The following is a 16,341-nucleotide window of genomic DNA, read 5'->3' as shown; positions in this document are numbered from 1 at the left end:
ATATTCCTAAAACAGCAATGGCAGCCCCAGAGGCTGCCATTGCTGCGGGCTTATTTAGCTAAGGAGTTATAGTAACTGACTAACCGCACCAGATCCGGCGCCCGGTTAAAGTCAATGTTATTCTTTTTAACGAAGTCCTGTACGGCAGCCTGGTTATGGGAGAAATAGCTTAAGTTCTGCTTTTTGCTTTTCGATATTTCCAGCAGCTCCAGCTGGTTCGGCTGTTTTACAAAGTATGTTTCCCGCTTCACGAGACGGTCGTGCTTATCGCCTGCGTTAAAAGCCACGTTATAGTTGGCACGGATGGTTTCGATTTCCGTTTTACGGAAAAGGCTCATGCCGTTGTCACTGACGAGCACCTCCACATAGCCAATAAGGGGCTGTCCCTTTAAGGTAAGGCTAGCGTTGATGGCGTTGATAAAAAGCCTCTCCCCAAGTATAGGGTCCGCTATTTTAAAGGCATCTACCAAACTGCTGTTAATTACCCTGAGCTGGTCCAGCGTTGGTTCAGCGACTTTGTCGGAGTTAAGCAGAAACAGGTTGTTCTCGATATCATACTTAAAGCTCTCGGCCTCCAGCAGGCGGTTTTGGGTAATGAACAACTCTCCGGACGTCCAGTTGTCCGTCAGGTAGGCATTGCCTACCGTTGCCGGTGCCAATACTTCCAGGGCATCGGTTCGCACCTGGCGGTACTGGCCGTAGCCGGTGCCAACGTTAGTGGCCAGATCACCAATGTAAGCCGGCATGGAAGTGCCCTTGCCTGAAAGTATAGATTGCGCCTCGGCGCTACCTGACACCAGAAGAAGAGCGACCGCGGCAGCACAAAAGGAGATTCCAGTTTTTATCATAGTAGTATTTTTAGAAGATACAGAGGTAAAAAGTATGAAAATTATATGTAAGGCGCAAACTTTTTCACCTAAAGTATACATCCAGCTACCTCACAACCATCTTACCAGTCCCCACGGGCTTGTGGCGGCTGTAGATGGTATAAAAGTATAGGCCATTGGAAAGGGAGGCTGGCTTTGTGAAGTGGTTCTTTCCTGGCTGTAGCCTCAGGGCGCCCGCCCTTTTACCGGTAGCATCATACAGGTGCACAAACATACCGGGCATATCCGGGGCTTCCACCACAAATTTATCGGCTACGGGGTTAGGGTAAAGTATAAACCCGGCCTTTTTCAGCTCATCGTCAGCAGCGGTGGGTTGGGCATTTCCGACATAGACGTAAGTAAATTCCCAATCAGTGTTGTTTTTGTAGTAGTAGCCCCCTAGGGGGGATAGTAGTAAAGCTGACATGGCAAGTATGTAAGCCTGCTCCCGTACTAATGCTTCTCCCGGTGTAATGGCAACGGTAATTGCCCAACCACCGGCTGAATCACGGGTAGTTATGTGGATGGGAGTCAGTTCCAGAGTGTCAAGCTCGCTGTATAACTTCGTTTTTACAGGAAAATCGTTGCCAAGGTGGCGGCGCATAAAATAGTTTAGCTTTAACGTTTGGCCAGGCATCAGCCTTAAAGCCCCTTTTTCGTCTAGGGCAAGCTGTGCTTTATTAAGGAGTTCCAGTTGCGGTTGCAGGTTTTGTTCCGGGTCTGCTATGATAATGGATATATCCACTAGGGTAGTTCCCTGCGCAACCCCATTCCAGTGCTCTGTAATCTCTACTGCAATGGTATACCTGCCGGCAGAGGCAGGCGCATTCCAGTTCAACTCTCCGTGCTCGTTAATCGTCAGCCCATCTGGTATGCGGAAGCCCGGAATGTCAACTACTCGTGGAGCGTTGATGCCTATCCCAATATACTCATAAGAAGCTTTTTTAGGCGTGACAAGTTTGTAGGTGAGCTTGTTGTTGTCGGCGTCGAACGCAGCGAAATTGTGCTTTATTGGCTGGCCCGCATACCCATCTAAGATGGGAATGCCAGCTAGTTGGATGCCATGGCGGTTGGGATTCAGCGGGTTTACGTTAACGGTGGTAGAGACATAGAAGCTGTAGATGTCCGAGGAGCCCTGGATGTTAAGAATGTTGTGGTCTCTGTTTTCGCCAATCCAGGCTACGGTATAAAGGCCTGGCGTGTCATAAGTATAACTCCACTGAAAGAGTTCTACGTCAAGATCTGAGCTATACTTTGTAACCGAAACGCGGGGGACAACTACCTTATTGCCATCCCCCATAAACATGCTCACCTCCGGGTCCTCGGCCGACGAGAAATGGTGGGTATAAACCGTTAAGGTAAAGTCAAATTTTCTTGGATTTTCTGCATCCCTGGTGTAGCTGATGTAGCCGCTTTTGATGTGTGTGGCCTGTGCCATTACGGGCAGGAGTAGGATAGCTAAGACGCTGAGTAACAATTTTGTTTTCATGAGCGGAGGAAATTTGGAGTTGCGGATCAAGTTACATAGTATAAACGAGATATGTAAGGATAATATTGGAATATTTATAAGATTTTAATCAAGGTTTTACCATCACGCTTGCTTGTGCCGAACCCATGCAGCTTGGTTCATGTTGGGGAGGCTGGTACCTTTGGGGCCAGCTACTGAATTAAAGTATGAACAAGCACTTTTCTAAGGGCCTGGCGGTGCTGGCGCTCTCGCTGAGTATAGCCGGATGCCAGCGCCCCTGGGCAGCCTCGCCCACCTTGGGCACTACCGATGTGCCGGTAGATAAAACCCTTTCCGCCGACCCGCAACTGGAGGCGCAGATTGCCCCTTACCGCAAGGAAGTAACCCTGAAAATGTCGGAGGTAGTAGGCAAAGCCCCTGCCGCGCTGGGCAAGGGAGACTATGAGTCGCCGCTGGGCAACTTTGTGGTGGACCTGCAACTGGCGCAAGCCGAGCCGATCTACGGCAAACCTATCGACCTCTCGCTGACCACCAATGGCGGCCTGCGCGTGCCGCTGCCCGAAGGCAATATTACCACCGGCAACGTGTTTGAACTCATGCCTTTCGAAAATGAGCTGGTGGTGCTGACGCTCAAAGGCGAGACCGTGCAGCAACTCTTCGACTATGCCGCCGAGAAAAAGTTTGCCCCCATCGGCAACGCCACCTATACCGTGCAAAACGGCAAGGCCACTGACATCAGAATCAAGGGCAAACCCTTCGATGCAAACCAGACTTATACGTTAGTCACTTCCGATTACCTGGCCGGGGGAGGCGACAACCTGCACATGCTGAAAGAGGCAATGCAAACCGAACGACTTGGCCTGCTGCTTCGTGATGTCATCCTGCTGCAGATCCGCCAGCTCACGGCGGCCGGCAAGCCTGTAACGGCCGACACCACCCAACGCGTGACCGTTCTCCCTTAAGCATACTTTAAAAATGAGAAGAAGAGATTTTCTGAAAACCACGGCAGTAGGGGCGGCTGGCATCAGTCTGATGGGCGTTCCTTTTTCGGCAGAGGCGGCGCAAAGTATAAACCTCACCATCCTGCACACCAACGACCAGCACTCACGCATCGACCCCTTCCCGGACGATGGCAGAAAGTATGGCGGCATGGGTGGCATGGCCCGACGCGCCACGCTGATCGAGCAAATCCGCAAAGAGGAGCCAAACGTGCTGCTCTTCGATTGCGGCGACATCTGGCAGGGCACACCCTACTTTAACTTCTTCGGAGGGGAGCTGGAGTATAAGCTCATGAGCCAGATGAAGTATGACGCGGCCACGCTGGGCAACCACGACTTCGACAACGGCCTGGAGGGGCTGGAGAAAATGCTGCCGCACGCCCGGTTCCCGTTCCTGAGCGCCAACTACGACTTCAGCAAAACTATACTTCAAAATCGCTTTGCGCCTTACAAGGTCTTTCAGAAGCAGGGGGTGCGCATCGGCGTGTTTGGGTTAGGAATTGAGCTGGAAGGCTTGGTGGGCAAAAAGCAGTATGGCGAGACAGCCTACCTGGATCCCGTGGCTACTGCCCGTGAGATGGTGCAGGAGCTGCGCCAGAATCAGAAGTGTAACATGGTGGTGTGTCTTTCACACTTGGGTTACAAATATGAGGATGGCAAGGTGAGCGACGTAACACTGGCCCAAGCGGTAGAGGGCATCGACCTGATTCTGGGAGGGCACACCCATACTTTCCTGGATGCGCCGGAGCTCGTGCGCCATGCCTCTGGCCACGAAACGCTTGTGAATCAGGTGGGCTGGTCGGGTATTTTCCTGGGGCGGCTCGATTTTACTTTCAGCAAAAAAACAATGCAAAAAACAAGTCTGAAAACGGCACTTCTGCCCATCAGCAGACCTGTAACAGCTTCGTGAAAAAATAATTTTTTGTTTACAGATTATTAAGCAAATTTGTAACCCCCCGCCAGTACGAGGCGCCGTTTGTTACACGCAGCAATTCTTATGTAGATTTGGAAAATTGGATGATCAAAGACTGTTCAACTGTATGGCATAACTGTCTGCAGGCGATCAAGGAAAACATTGGCGAGCAAAGTTTTAAGACTTGGTTTGAGCCAATTAAGCCTGTGTCGTTGCGCGACAGCGTGTTGACCATACAAGTGCCCAGCCAGTTCTTCTATGAGTGGCTGGAGGAGCATTATGTGCAGTTACTAAAGAAGGTTATTTACCAGGAACTGGGCAGCGAGGGGCGCCTGGAGTACTCTATTATCGTGGACAGGGGCAATGAGGTGAACAAGCCTCAGACGGTGAACATCCCCACCAAAAAGATTCCGGCGGCCGTGGTTAACTCTTACCGCCCGGAGCAGAACTTCATCAAGAGCCCGTTCGAGTCAAAGACGATTGACCGCAACTTCCTCAACTCGCAGCTGAACGGAGCTTATACTTTTGAAAACTACATTGAGGGTGACTGTAACCGCCTGGCGCGCTCGGCAGGCTATGCGGTGGCTAACAAGCCGGGCACTACTTCCTTTAACCCGCTCATGATTTACGGCGGTGTGGGATTGGGCAAAACGCACCTGGTGCAGGCCATCGGCAACCAGATCAAGAACAGCAACCCTGAGAAGTTTGTCCTCTACGTTTCTTCCGAGAAGTTCGTGAACCAGTTCATCGAGTCTTTGAAGACGAACAACGTGCAGGACTTTGCCAACTTCTACCTGCTCGTGGACATCCTCATCATCGACGACGTGCAGTTTTTGAGTGGCAAGGAAAAAACGCAGGAGATGTTCTTCCACATCTTCAACCACCTGCACCAGTCGGGCAAGCAGATCGTGATGACCTCCGACTGCCCGCCACGCGACCTGAAGGGGCTGGAGGAGCGCCTGCTGTCGCGCTTTAAGTGGGGACTGACGGCCGACCTGCAGAGCCCAGACTTTGAAACGCGTATGGCCATCATCCACAAAAAGATGCAGAGCGACGGCATCGACATCCCGGACAATGTGGTGGAGTACCTGGCTTACAGCGTGGACACGAACGTGCGTGAACTGGAAGGCGTGCTGATCTCGCTCATCGCGCAGTCATCGCTTAACAGAAAAGAAATTGACCTGGAGCTTGCCAAGCAGGCCCTGAAGCATATTATTGAGGATGTGGAGACAGAGGTGAACCTCGACTTCATCCAGAAAACCGTGGCCGAGTACTTCCAGGTAAGCCTGGACTCGCTAAAAGCCAAGACGCGCAAGAAAGAGATTGTAACAGCCCGCCAGGTGGCCATGTACTTTGCCAAGGAGTTTACCAGCCACTCGCTTAAGTCTATCGGTTACCACTTCGGCGGCCGCGACCACAGTACCGTGATCCACTCCGTGCAAACCGTTTCCGACCTGATCGACACAGACAAAAAGTTTAAGGCCAGCATTCAGGAGTTGCAGAAGAAATTTAAATCCAAAGCCGGATAACGCATGAGGTAACTATACATCTATATAAAAAAGCGGCGGCCATACTTTCGGAAAGTATGGCCGCCGCTTTTTTATACTTCGCCGGACGGGGTTACACGTTGTTGGCTACGTTATCGGTCAGTTCGAACTGATGGGCCTCGGCCAAATCCCTTATCTTGTTCTTGATTTGGGCCAGGTCACGCTTCTTGCGCACCTGCTTCAGGTCCAAGTATACTTGCTGTCCATCTTTCAGCGTAAAGCGCAGGGCCAGCGGAGAAATGTGCACGGCCTTGATATCAGGTATCTGCAGGATTTGCTTGGTGCGGAAAACCCCAAACTTTTGCACAATGTACTGCGGCGTAACCTCAATATAAGACTGCACCCCGAATATGGAGGTGTTCTGCAGCATCACATAGACAAAGAAAATCAGCGCTAACCCGAAGAAAGCATAGTACAGGTAGTTCTGTTCATAGGTGCGGTCAGCAGAGAAAAGGAGCATAGCGGCCCAGGCCATCCAGAGCAGAGTAAGTATGAGCTGCACTGTAAAAGAAAGTTTCGCATTGCGCGTGGGGCTAAGCTGCACAATCAACGACGATCGGGCGCTACTACCGGATATTGCCATCACAGGGTTTTTTCGTGAAACATAAGTGGCCAGGCACGGCCTCTCCGCAAGATAATAAATTTATTCTTTAAGCGTGGCCTGTAGCGTGATTTCAGGTACGGCGTTTAGGGCTTTGGAAACCGGGCAGCCTTTTTTGGCGTCCTGCGCCAGCTGCTGCAGTTTGTCGTTGTCAAGGCCGTCCGCTTTCACCTCGGTGTTGAGCTCGATCTTGAGGATGGTCGGGGCGCCGTCCTGCTCTCCAAGCGTTACCTCAGCCTGTGTGTGCACATACTCCGGCGTCAGGTTCTCCTTTTCCAGCAAGGCGCTCAGGAACATGGAGTAGCAACCAGAGTGCGCGGCCCCGATCAGTTCCTCGGGAGAGGTGGCGCTGGTGCTGTCGCCGAAACGGGAGGCAAAGCTATACTTTGATTGGAAGGAACCAGTTGCTGATTTTACCTCTCCTTCGCCGTTTTTGAGGCCTTTGGTCCAGCGTGCTTCTGCTCTGTGTTTTCTCATGATTCGTAAATATTTATAGTTTTAAGTGTTTCTGTGTCATTCATACTGGTTTTCTGTATTTAGGTTTATATGGTGTTAAATTAAGCCGGAGCACGCTATTCTTGCCTTTAGGTTGTGGTAATGCAGCATTATCTGGTTATCTTTACTCCCTACTAAAACAGAAAGTATGGGTGTTAGAGCGTTGTTGAGTAAGCCTTTTGCGGCTTATGTGCACCGGCAGAACCAAATCTGGATAGAGCATTCAGCCGAGGCGCAGCAGGCCATATTTCATAAGATTATAAGCAAGGCGAAGGATACTAAGTTTGGACAAGACCATCACTTTGCCAGTATAAAAACGCACTCCGATTATGTAAAAGCCGTTCCGGTACGGGATTACGAGGGATTGGCATCCTACTTTAACCGGGTAAAGCAGGGGGAGCCAAATGTGCTGTGGCCGGGAAAGCCGCTGTACTTGGCCAAAACCTCCGGCACCACTTCCGGCACAAAGTACATTCCCATTTCCTCCGACTCTATTTCCAACCACATTAACGGTGCCCGCGACGCCCTGTTGGCCTACATCCACGAAACCGGTAACTCTGCTTTTCTGGATGGCAAGCTGATTTTTCTGTCGGGCAGTCCGGAGTTGGAAGAGGTAGGGGGGATCAAGACAGGCCGCCTGTCAGGGATTGCCAACCACCATGTGCCGGGGTACCTGCGCACCACCCAACTGCCCAGCTACCGCACCAACTGCATTGAGGATTGGGAAACCAAGTTGGACCAGATCATTGAGGAAACCATAGACCAGAACATGACGCTGATCTCGGGTATTCCGCCTTGGGTGCAGATGTACTTCGATAAGCTGACCCGTCAGACTGGCAAGCAGATAAAGGACATTTTTCCGAATTTTAAACTGTTTGTGTACGGCGGCGTGAATTTTGAGCCGTACCGCAAAAAGCTGTTCGAGTCTATTGGCCGGCAGGTGGACTCGATTGAAACGTTCCCCGCTTCGGAGGGCTTTTTTGCCTATCAGAACAGCCAGACAGACCCGGGACTTCTGTTGCTGCTCAACTCGGGCATCTTCTATGAGTTTATTCCGACCAGCGAGTATTTCAGCGAAAACCCCACCCGCCTGACTATTGACCAGGTGGAGACGGGCGTGAACTATGCGCTGGTGATCAGCAGCAACGCCGGCCTCTGGAGTTACTCCATCGGCGATACGGTGAAGTTTGTGTCCGTAAAACCTTATAAGCTGGTGGTGAGCGGCCGGATTAAGCATTACATCTCGGCTTTTGGGGAGCACGTAATCGGCGAGGAGGTGGAAAAGGCAATGAAAGCGGCCATGCAGAAGTTTAAGGAGGTGGAATTGATCGAGTTTACCGTGGCCCCTTACGTGAGCCAGGACCAGGGCGCCTCGTACCACGAGTGGCTGGTGGAGTTCTCGCAAAAGCCACACACCCCGGACGCCTTTGCCGAGGAATTGGATAGGCAGCTGCGCAAACTCAACTCCTACTATGACGACCTGATTACAGGCAATATTCTGAAGCGACTGAAGCTGACCTCACTACCAAAGGGCAGCTTCCAGAAATACATGAAGTCGCAGGGAAAGCTGGGCGGCCAGAACAAGGTGCCCCGGCTAAGCAACGACCGAAAGCTGGCAGACGGCCTGCTGGAGGTGAGTAGGGAAGGGTAAGGAGAGTTCTACAGCCGGCAGTTATACTTCTGGCTAAGTATAAACCCCACCCCAACCCTCCCCTAAAAACAGGGGAGGGAGCTGTGTAACTTATACTGTCATCTCGAGCAGCGCGAGAGATCTGGCTGGAATTCTCTTCAGATCTCTCCCGAAGGTCGAGATGACAAAAAGCTGAGGCTATAGATTCTTTCCCAGCCTTTGGGTTGAGCGCCTCGAGAGGTTCCGGTGACGAGCGGCAGCGAGGCATTGCGACGCAGGAGCAAAGGAAGCGAAAGCAGCGCGATGCCCGAAGGCGAGCCCTCTCGGGCTTGAGAGCTCCAAAGCTGGAGATGAAACAGTAGGTTTGTGGGGCTGGAGGAGGAACGGTAGCTAATAAGAATAGCCTGGTTCCGGTTGCGAGAAGCAGTGGCCATAGAAGTATAAGCTAGCAAAGTATAAAGTATAGCCGAAGTATAAGGTCTGGCTTTTCATGCCAGTTAGGTTACAAACCCAACAATATAGGTATGCACGGGCTGCAAATCCGCGCCAGCGACAGGGATGAAGTATATCGGCACAAGCGGACACTTGCGCCAGCTAAAGTATAGCAGCAAGTATAAAAGTATAACTATCACGGATTTTGAAATCCGCAGCAGAAAGGTTCCAGACACGGATGTCCGGAACAGCAAACAGCAAAGTATAAAGCGGGCATCAGAAAAGGCTGCTCGGACGCAAAAAACATAAAATGAAAAGAATCGCCATACTTGGCTCCACAGGCTCCATCGGCGTGCAGGCACTCGACGTGATTCGGGCAAACCCGGAGAGCTTTGAGTTGGAGGTCATCACCGCCCACAGCAACGCCGACCTGCTCATCCGGCAGGCGCTGGAGTTTAAGCCAAACGTAGTCGTCATTGCCCGCGAAGACCTGTATGAGCAGGTGCAGGAAGCGCTGCAGCACGAGGATATCAAAGTATACGCCGGCGCCAAGGCCATTTGCTCCGTAGTAGAGATGGGTACCGTGGACATGGTGCTCACCGCTATGGTGGGCTATGCCGGTTTGCTGCCAACCATCCATGCCATCAAGGCAGGGAAGCAGATTGCCTTGGCCAACAAGGAAACGCTAGTGGTGGCGGGCCAACTAATCACCAACCTTGCCCGGGAGAAAGGCGTGAACATTTACCCTGTGGACTCAGAGCACAGCGCTATTTTCCAGTGCCTGGCCGGCGAATTCCATAACCCGATCGAGAAAATCATCCTAACAGCCTCGGGTGGGCCTTTCCGCGGAAAAACAGCCGCGGAGCTGGCCAGTGTTACCAAGGCGCAGGCCCTAAAGCACCCGAACTGGGACATGGGCGCTAAAATCACTATCGACTCAGCCTCCCTTATGAACAAAGGCCTGGAGGTCATCGAGGCCAAGTGGCTGTTCGGGCTAAGAAACGATCAGATAGAGGTGGTGGTGCACCCGCAATCCATCATTCACTCGCTGGTGCAGTTCGAGGATGGCTCCATTAAGGCGCAACTCGGTCTGCCCGACATGAAGCTGCCGATCCAGTACGCGCTCGGCTACCCGCAGCGCCTCCGGTCCGATTTCCCCAGGTTCAGCTTTCTCGACTATCCCCAACTGACCTTTGAGCAGCCCGACCTGAAGACCTTCCGCAACCTGCAACTGGCCTTCGATGCCATGGAGCGCGGCGGCAACATGCCTTGTATTCTAAATGCAGCTAACGAGGTGGCGGTCAGTGCGTTCTTGCGTGATGAGGTGGGTTTTCTGCAGATGTCCGACATCATCGAAAGCTGTATGACGAAAGTTGCGTATATTGCGAATCCTTCTTATGATGACTATGTTAACACAGATGAGGAGGCACGAAAACTGGCCACATTATTGTTGAACAAGTAACTTATACTTCCTGTTGCACCTGACGGCAGCGCTATAAAAACAGAAACTTTTCTTATTAGATGGATATATTGATCATGGTGGGCCAGCTGATACTGGGCCTTACAATCTTAGTTGGATTACACGAATTAGGACACATGCTGACCGCCAAGTGGTTCGGCATGCGTGTGGAAAAGTATGCAATAGGCTTCCCTCCGAAGATTTTCGGCAAAAAAATAGGTGAAACAGAGTATATGCTGGGCCTGATCCCGCTGGGCGGATTCGTGAAGATATCGGGCATGGTGGATGAGTCGATGGACACGGAAGCCCTGAAAGAGGAGCCCAAGCCCTGGGAATTCCGCGCAAAGCCGGCCTGGCAGCGCCTCATTGTAATGATGGGCGGCATTATTGTGAACGTGATCACAGGTATCGTCATCTTCATCGCCCTAACCTATTCCTATGGCGAGCAGTACATCCCGGCCAAAGAAGTAAAGTATGGCGTGGTAGCCAATGAGCTTGGCCAGGAAATCGGCTTCCAGACAGGGGATAAAGTGGTGGCCGTGAACGGAAAAGAGCTCGAGCGCTTCGAGGATATCCGCTCTATGGATGCCCTGCTGGGCAACAACTCCTACTACACCGTGGAGCGAAACGGCCAGCTGGTAGACCTCAAAGTGCCCGTTAACCTGATGGATAAGCTGGCGGATAACAAAAGCCAGGTGTTTTTTGTAGAACCGCGCACGCCCTTTAAGGTGGGCCAGGTAGTGGGCGGCAGTGCTGCTTCCAAGGCTGGCCTAAAGCAGGACGACTTCATTACGATGGTGAACGGGGAATCCGTGAAGTTTTTCCATGAGTTTCAGGAGGCGCTGAAAGCCAATGCTGGCAAAGCCGTTACCATGACGGTGGAGCGCGACAACAAGCTGGTAAAACTGCGGGCGAATGTGAGCGAAGACGGTACGATTGGCTTCCAGGCGGTGCCGCTCCTGCAGACTGCCACCAAAGAATATTCCCTGGGTGAGTCCATTCCGATTGGCACTAACCAGGCCTTTAGTGTGATTACTGCTAACCTGAAAGGCTTCGGGAAAATCTTCCGCGGCGAGGTTTCGGCCTCCAAGTCCCTGAGCGGCCCGATAGGCATTGCGCAAATCTTCGGCGATACTTTTAACTGGTACAAGTTCTGGAGCATTACGGGGATGCTGTCGATGGTGCTGGCCTTTATGAACTTCCTGCCGATTCCGGCGCTGGATGGTGGCCACGTGGTTTTTCTGACCTATGAGATGATCAGCGGTCGCAAGCCGTCTGATAACTTTTTGGAAAATGCCCAGAAAGTAGGTATGGTTTTATTGTTAGGCTTAATGGCATTCGCTATCTTTAACGATGTATTTAAGATAATCTTCTAACAAAGATTTTTCTCATGAATTTCATCGTACGCGTAGCTTTAGCAAACTTAATCCTTTTTGTTTTTATTGCACTAAACCAGGTCTCGGCTGCACCTTTAGCTGACCTGGAAAATATAAACCTGAACGCTGTCGCTGCCCAAAGCGACAGCGTTTACCAGGTACAGCAAGGAGATACCTACTATAGCCTCTCCCGCCGCTTCAACATCCCGATAGACTCGCTGCAATCCTGGAACGAGCATAAACTGCAGATCGGGCAGACCCTGTACCTCTCTAACCCAAGTATAAGAAAGAAGGTAGCTGCCAAGCCAGCGGCCACTGCTGCACAGGCTAAGCCTGCCGTGGCTAAGGCGGCTCCTGCGGCACAAGGTCCTGCGCCTCAGGCCACACCGGCTAAGGCGGCCAGCAACGCGGCACAACCTGCCAGAACAGCTGCTCCTCAGAAAGCGGCGGAAAGTACCTCTGCCTCACCGGCTCCCGGGCCAACAACGGCGGCCTATAAAACCAAGAGCCGCATCCTGGTGGTGCCTTTCGACCCGCATTTATACTTCTCCGATGCCGACATGGAGATTGCGCGCCAGTCCAGGATACCGCTGCAGAACGTGCGCCACGTGTTCCGTGGTCGCCTGAACGCCATGATGGCACCGGATGGCTACGAAACCATCCATCTGCTGGGGGGCGTGTACCGCGACAGCGTGAGCGAACTGAGCCGCCTCTACAAATCACTCAACTATGCCTATGCCGATAACAAGCAAAGCAGGTTTAACCATCAACCTGCCGTTAAGGAGGACAAAAGCGGCATGTTGAACTGGGTGAAAGAGCAGAAGGGAAAACTGGGGATAAAAGGACAGCCTGCGGTGCTGCCTGTAGCCCAGGACCCGAACAAGCATTTCGGCGTAACGGTGAAGGACCCTAACTTCTTCAGCTACTTTAACAACCAGTACGGCATCGATTACTACGTTTTCATTAACCAGTTTGAGGTGCAGACCATCTACGAAAACTGCCTGGATCGAGCCGCCCAGAACTACCAGCGCGATTTTACAGTACACTACAGCATCTACGACAGCAAAGGGGAACTGGTATCGGGCAACAAAGTAAAGGTGCCTTACGAGTCCAACATCAACGACGTGAACCGCATTGTGCGCGACAGTATGCCTAATATGGCCAAGCGCGTGCTCTCCGACCTGCCAACGGCGCGTAAGTAAAGCCAATTACAAGTATAAAGTATAAAGTATAAAGTATAAAGTATAAAGTATAAAGTATAAAGTATAAAGTATAAAGTATAAAGAGGCTGGGTTCCTGTTGAGGGGCTCAGCCTTTTCTCATTCTCAGCTGCCGCTGCAACCAGGCCACCAGGCCGTATAGCAGAAGCGTAAGTAGCCAGCCGCTAATCAGGGTAACGATCATATGGCCGGGCTTCCGTTCTAGGTGCCTCCGCACCATCAGGTTAAACAGCAGGAAGAAGTATCCCATGGTGCCAATCAGGAGCCAGAACCAGAGCCATGCATCCATTTCCTCTTCGGGCAAGGGCTTTGCGGGCAGCAGGTGCACGTACCAAAGTATAAGTATAGTTCCTACTAAGGTGCTGACGTGCTGCACCACGCGGTGCAATGCTATTTCCTCGCTGGTAAAGGGTATGGCGATGGATTCTGACAGGATGGGAAACAGGTTCACAAAGTATAAACCTTGATGGGTGAAGCTGTCCCAGAACAGGTGAGAGAATGATCCAATCAGGGCCGATGCAACGATCACCAACCAGTTACTGCGCAGGTAGTGCAGCCAGTTTGCCGGGTAGTTTATAGCCAGTGCCCGTTGCTTAAAGTATGGCGGCAGGTACCGGATGGCCTGGTTCCGCACAAACGTATGGAAGAGCAGGCACAGGAGCAGCGTGACGGGCAGGTTAAACAGCAGCAGACCGGGTAAAGTATGGCTGATGCGGCTCAGCGTCTCCAGGCGGAAAAAGTACTCGAAGTCAGGGGCGATGCTGCCCATTACCAGGGCGGTGGCAGAAAGCCAGCGGCGGCGCAGCAGCGGAAGTATGATTGCAGGGTGGGCGGCTGTAAAGGGCATAGGACTTCTGGTGTTCCCCTACAAGCTAACGCAAATTCTGGAAATGAGGCTCACTTTTATACTTTCAATAAAAGTTGTCGGAGAGGAACACCAGCACAACAGTTGTCGGAGAGGAACACCAGCACAACGATGATAACAAGCAGGGCTAGCGTACCAACTACGTTGTTATAGATGGCATTGTGGGTCTTCCTGGAAAATCTCCAGCCTTTTTGCCTTCGTAGAATTCGCCATACTTCCGGCGCTTGCTGCCGGTAAGCGCACTATGCAGAAAATAGTATAGCCAGCGCGTAGCGGCTCCTAGACGTTCGAGCAACGAAAAGCCTGAGAAAATATCCTCTATCATCTTATTTTAAGTATAAAGTATGGCCGTTATACTTTAGCGTTTCAGTCAAAGTATAACTACACAAACAGAGACAGCTTACTGCCTCAGCTTGATGATCTTGAACTCCACGCGGCGGTTAATGCGGCGGTCTTCCTCAGTTTGCTCCTCCCGGATAGGCTTGCTGCTGCCGTAGCCAATGGCCTCAATGCGGTCGCTGCCGATGTTTACCTTGCGCTCGATGTAGCGTTTGATGGCATCCGCACGGTCCTGCGAGAGCACTTGGTTAAACTCCGCATCTCCGGCGCTGTCGGTATGGCCCGCAATCTCCAGCAGGTAAGTAGGGTGGTCAATCAGGAAGTAGGCTACTTCATCCAGGATAGGCTCCATCTCCGGCGTAATATCCGACTGCATCGGGTCGAACTCAATGTTCTTGAACACCAGCGGAATGCTGTAGTCAATCACTGATGTCATGAAGTCGATCGAGGTGTCGCCGCGCAGCTCCAACTCCCGCTCAATTGTGAAGAAATCCGGGCTCTGGATAAGGATCATGTAGCGGGTATTGTCGATAAGGTTGAACTCAAACGAGCCGTCCGGGCGCACATACTTGCTCGAGATCTCAATGCCATTGTCCAGGTCAATCACCGACACAACAGCGGAAAGCGGCTTGTTCGTAACCGAGTCCAGCAGCGTGCCCTCCACCTTGGTGACGGCCAGCGGGTGGGCCTCCATGGGCAGCGGGAAGGAGTATAAATCCAGGTTCTGGATGTCGTTGGCTTCCGAGCGGGCATAGTACAGGTTCCGCGAGGCGGCATCGATGGTGAAATAATACTCGCTGCCACGGCCGTTCACCAAAGGGCCAATGTTGCGCGGCTCTTGCCAGTGCCCGCCCGACTGGTACGTTTTGTAGATGTCGAAGTCGCCGAAGTGGTTGAGCTGCCCGCGCGAGCTAAAGTATAAAACCTGAAACTTGGGGTGCAGAAAAGGGCTTACCTCACTCTCGCGGGTATTGATAACCGGCCCCAGGTTCTGCGCCGGTGCCCAGTTGCCGGACTTGGTTTTATGGGTAAAGTAGATGTCGGAGAGGCCGAAACCGCCCAGCCTGTCGGAGGCAAAGTATAACGTGTCCTCGTTTTGGGAGAGGGTGGGTTGCGAGTCCCAGGCGGGGCTGTTCACGTTCTGGCCCAGGTTACGGATCTGGCCCCAACTGCCGTCCTCCTGGCGCGTGGCCACATAAATATCGCAGTTGCCGTAGCTGTCGGGCGCCTCGCAGCGGGCAAAGTATAGCGTCTTACCGTCGCGGCTCAGGCAGGCAGAGCCCTCGTTGTAAATGCTGTTAATGGGTTTGCCAAACGACTGCGCCTCCTCCCAGAAGCCGTTGTTCTGCTTGCTGAAGTATAAATCCTCGTTGGCTCGGTTATGCAGCCCCACCACATTGCGCTTGGAGGTGAAAATGAGCAGTTCGTTCTCGTCGTTCAGGGTAGGGCCGTAGTCGGCGTAGGGCGAGTTGATGGCGTAGCCCATGTTCAGGTATACCCCTTGCGGCGGCTTAAACGTGGCAATGGATTTTCTATACTCCACCAGCTCGTAATAATAGTCCAGCGGCACGTAATAGTCTTTGGTATTCTGCTCCAGCGAGTCGTAGTAAGACATGATGCTGCGTACGTTGGAGCGGTGGTGCTTGAGCACGAGGCGGTAAAGGGCCTTGGCTTTTTCTGTGTTGCCCTGGCGCTCCAGCAGTTGGCCCAGGCGCCACAGCAGTTCGGTGTCCTTGTAAAAATTCTCTACCCCAAAGTTATGCACATACTCCTCCAGCAGCGGAAGCACCTTGGCATACTGCCTGCGTTTCTCCAGCCGGTTGATAAGCGAGAGCTTTTTACGGTCGTGATAATAAGGGATTTTGTTTAAATTGGGGAAATCGAGGTGCAACTCGGAGGTTGGCTGAAGCTCTGAAACCTGGATTTTTGCCTCAGTAATAGCCTCGGGCTCTACATTGGTGATTTGCTGTGCCTGCACAACCGCAGGCAGCAGGAACGTGAGCAGGAGATATACCAACAGGAACAAGCGTTTCATCAGCGATGTAATTTTGCCCAACGCTCAAAGATATTTATTTTGCGCTATATTATTGTAATAGTGCAGTTGGATAGTGCTATTTTTTTGCGGGAAGACT

At 52.1% G+C, this 16,341-nt stretch carries 14 protein-coding genes; 8 read left to right on the top strand and 6 right to left on the bottom strand.

The features are described 5' to 3' along the window. Nucleotides 1–50 precede the first annotated feature (50 nt). Both BM040_RS12205 and BM040_RS12200 read right to left on the bottom strand, forming a co-directional pair. Nucleotides 51–848 carry a hypothetical protein gene (locus BM040_RS12205; RefSeq protein ID WP_139217803.1) on the bottom strand — a complete coding sequence of 266 codons (798 nt, stop codon included), beginning with the start codon at nt 846–848 and terminating at the stop codon, nt 51–53. An 85-nt stretch (nt 849–933) separates the two neighbouring features. Beyond that, nucleotides 934–2,355 carry a T9SS type A sorting domain-containing protein gene (locus BM040_RS12200; protein ID WP_139217802.1) on the bottom strand — a complete coding sequence of 474 codons (1,422 nt, stop codon included), beginning with the start codon at nt 2,353–2,355 and terminating at the stop codon, nt 934–936. A gap of 185 nt (nt 2,356–2,540) precedes the next feature. On the opposite strand from BM040_RS12200, the gene BM040_RS12195 reads away from it, so the two are divergent. From BM040_RS12195 to dnaA, 3 genes are all read left to right on the top strand, one after another. Then, the gene (locus BM040_RS12195; RefSeq protein ID WP_245756201.1) at nt 2,541–3,296 is read left to right on the top strand and encodes a 5'-nucleotidase C-terminal domain-containing protein; all 756 of its coding nucleotides are present in this window, start codon (nt 2,541–2,543) and stop codon (nt 3,294–3,296) included. 13 nt (nt 3,297–3,309) lie between these two features. Further along, entirely contained in the window at nt 3,310–4,242 is a 933-nt protein-coding gene (locus BM040_RS12190) for a bifunctional metallophosphatase/5'-nucleotidase (protein ID WP_092101603.1), read from the top strand. A gap of 107 nt (nt 4,243–4,349) precedes the next feature. After that, nucleotides 4,350–5,774 carry a chromosomal replication initiator protein DnaA gene (gene dnaA / locus BM040_RS12185; RefSeq protein WP_092101600.1) on the top strand — a complete coding sequence of 475 codons (1,425 nt, stop codon included), beginning with the start codon at nt 4,350–4,352 and terminating at the stop codon, nt 5,772–5,774. A gap of 91 nt (nt 5,775–5,865) precedes the next feature. Here the strand turns inward: dnaA and BM040_RS12180 are convergent, their stop codons facing one another. Together BM040_RS12180 and BM040_RS12175 are read right to left on the bottom strand one after the other, a co-directional pair. After that, the gene (locus tag BM040_RS12180) at nt 5,866–6,375 is read right to left on the bottom strand and encodes a hypothetical protein (protein ID WP_092101596.1); all 510 of its coding nucleotides are present in this window, start codon (nt 6,373–6,375) and stop codon (nt 5,866–5,868) included. A 60-nt stretch (nt 6,376–6,435) separates the two neighbouring features. Next, nucleotides 6,436–6,870, bottom strand: coding sequence for an OsmC family peroxiredoxin (locus BM040_RS12175; RefSeq protein ID WP_092101593.1), 435 nt, complete (start codon nt 6,868–6,870; stop codon nt 6,436–6,438). Between the two features lie 166 nt (nt 6,871–7,036). On the opposite strand from BM040_RS12175, the gene BM040_RS12170 reads away from it, so the two are divergent. The 5 genes from BM040_RS12170 to BM040_RS12150 all read left to right on the top strand — a co-directional run bounded on the left by BM040_RS12170 (nt 7,037) and on the right by BM040_RS12150 (nt 12,987). Further along, complete coding sequence (locus BM040_RS12170) at nt 7,037–8,539, top strand: GH3 auxin-responsive promoter family protein (protein WP_092101591.1); 1,503 nt, start codon at nt 7,037–7,039, stop codon at nt 8,537–8,539. 537 nt (nt 8,540–9,076) lie between these two features. After that, nucleotides 9,077–9,259: a hypothetical protein gene (locus tag BM040_RS12165; protein WP_092101588.1), complete on the top strand. Its 183-nt coding sequence runs from the start codon at nt 9,077–9,079 to the stop codon at nt 9,257–9,259. Between the two features lies 1 nt (nt 9,260). Then, a complete protein-coding gene (locus BM040_RS12160; protein ID WP_092101585.1) occupies nt 9,261–10,412 on the top strand; it encodes a 1-deoxy-D-xylulose-5-phosphate reductoisomerase in 1,152 nt (383 codons plus the stop codon). A gap of 59 nt (nt 10,413–10,471) precedes the next feature. Next, nucleotides 10,472–11,785 carry an RIP metalloprotease RseP gene (gene rseP, locus BM040_RS12155; protein WP_092101581.1) on the top strand — a complete coding sequence of 438 codons (1,314 nt, stop codon included), beginning with the start codon at nt 10,472–10,474 and terminating at the stop codon, nt 11,783–11,785. 14 nt (nt 11,786–11,799) lie between these two features. Continuing rightward, a complete protein-coding gene (locus tag BM040_RS12150; RefSeq protein ID WP_092101579.1) occupies nt 11,800–12,987 on the top strand; it encodes a LysM peptidoglycan-binding domain-containing protein in 1,188 nt (395 codons plus the stop codon). Between the two features lie 106 nt (nt 12,988–13,093). On the opposite strand, the gene BM040_RS12145 is transcribed toward BM040_RS12150, so the two are convergent. Both BM040_RS12145 and BM040_RS12135 read right to left on the bottom strand, forming a co-directional pair. Continuing rightward, entirely contained in the window at nt 13,094–13,852 is a 759-nt protein-coding gene (locus BM040_RS12145; protein WP_092101577.1) for a DUF4184 family protein, read from the bottom strand. Between the two features lie 418 nt (nt 13,853–14,270). Beyond that, the gene (locus BM040_RS12135; protein WP_092102843.1) at nt 14,271–16,244 is read right to left on the bottom strand and encodes an OmpA family protein; all 1,974 of its coding nucleotides are present in this window, start codon (nt 16,242–16,244) and stop codon (nt 14,271–14,273) included. Between the last annotated feature and the right edge of the window lie 97 nt (nt 16,245–16,341).

Origin of the sequence: Pontibacter chinhatensis, from assembly GCF_900113285.1 — a bacterium.
GTDB classification, from domain to species: Bacteria; Bacteroidota; Bacteroidia; order Cytophagales; family Hymenobacteraceae; genus Pontibacter; species Pontibacter chinhatensis.
Note: the sequence above shows the minus strand (reverse complement) of the source record. Positions and strands in the feature narration are given on the sequence as shown.

Excerpts from the sequence above, each read along its gene's own strand:
- BM040_RS12165 (WP_092101588.1), top strand. The coding sequence starts at position 9,077 with ATGAAGTATATCGGCACAAGCGGACACTTGCGCCAGCTAAAGTATAGC.
- rseP (WP_092101581.1), top strand. The coding sequence starts at position 10,472 with ATGGATATATTGATCATGGTGGGCCAGCTGATACTGGGCCTTACAATC.
- BM040_RS12170 (WP_092101591.1), top strand. The coding sequence starts at position 7,037 with ATGGGTGTTAGAGCGTTGTTGAGTAAGCCTTTTGCGGCTTATGTGCAC.
- BM040_RS12180 (WP_092101596.1), bottom strand. The coding sequence starts at position 6,375 with ATGGCAATATCCGGTAGTAGCGCCCGATCGTCGTTGATTGTGCAGCTT.
- BM040_RS12205 (WP_139217803.1), bottom strand. The coding sequence starts at position 848 with ATGATAAAAACTGGAATCTCCTTTTGTGCTGCCGCGGTCGCTCTTCTT.
- BM040_RS12145 (WP_092101577.1), bottom strand. The coding sequence starts at position 13,852 with ATGCCCTTTACAGCCGCCCACCCTGCAATCATACTTCCGCTGCTGCGC.
- BM040_RS12150 (WP_092101579.1), top strand. The coding sequence starts at position 11,800 with ATGAATTTCATCGTACGCGTAGCTTTAGCAAACTTAATCCTTTTTGTT.
- BM040_RS12175 (WP_092101593.1), bottom strand. The coding sequence starts at position 6,870 with ATGAGAAAACACAGAGCAGAAGCACGCTGGACCAAAGGCCTCAAAAAC.
- BM040_RS12160 (WP_092101585.1), top strand. The coding sequence starts at position 9,261 with ATGAAAAGAATCGCCATACTTGGCTCCACAGGCTCCATCGGCGTGCAG.
- BM040_RS12135 (WP_092102843.1), bottom strand. The coding sequence starts at position 16,244 with ATGAAACGCTTGTTCCTGTTGGTATATCTCCTGCTCACGTTCCTGCTG.
- dnaA (WP_092101600.1), top strand. The coding sequence starts at position 4,350 with ATGATCAAAGACTGTTCAACTGTATGGCATAACTGTCTGCAGGCGATC.
- BM040_RS12200 (WP_139217802.1), bottom strand. The coding sequence starts at position 2,355 with ATGAAAACAAAATTGTTACTCAGCGTCTTAGCTATCCTACTCCTGCCC.
- BM040_RS12190 (WP_092101603.1), top strand. The coding sequence starts at position 3,310 with ATGAGAAGAAGAGATTTTCTGAAAACCACGGCAGTAGGGGCGGCTGGC.
- BM040_RS12195 (WP_245756201.1), top strand. The coding sequence starts at position 2,541 with ATGAACAAGCACTTTTCTAAGGGCCTGGCGGTGCTGGCGCTCTCGCTG.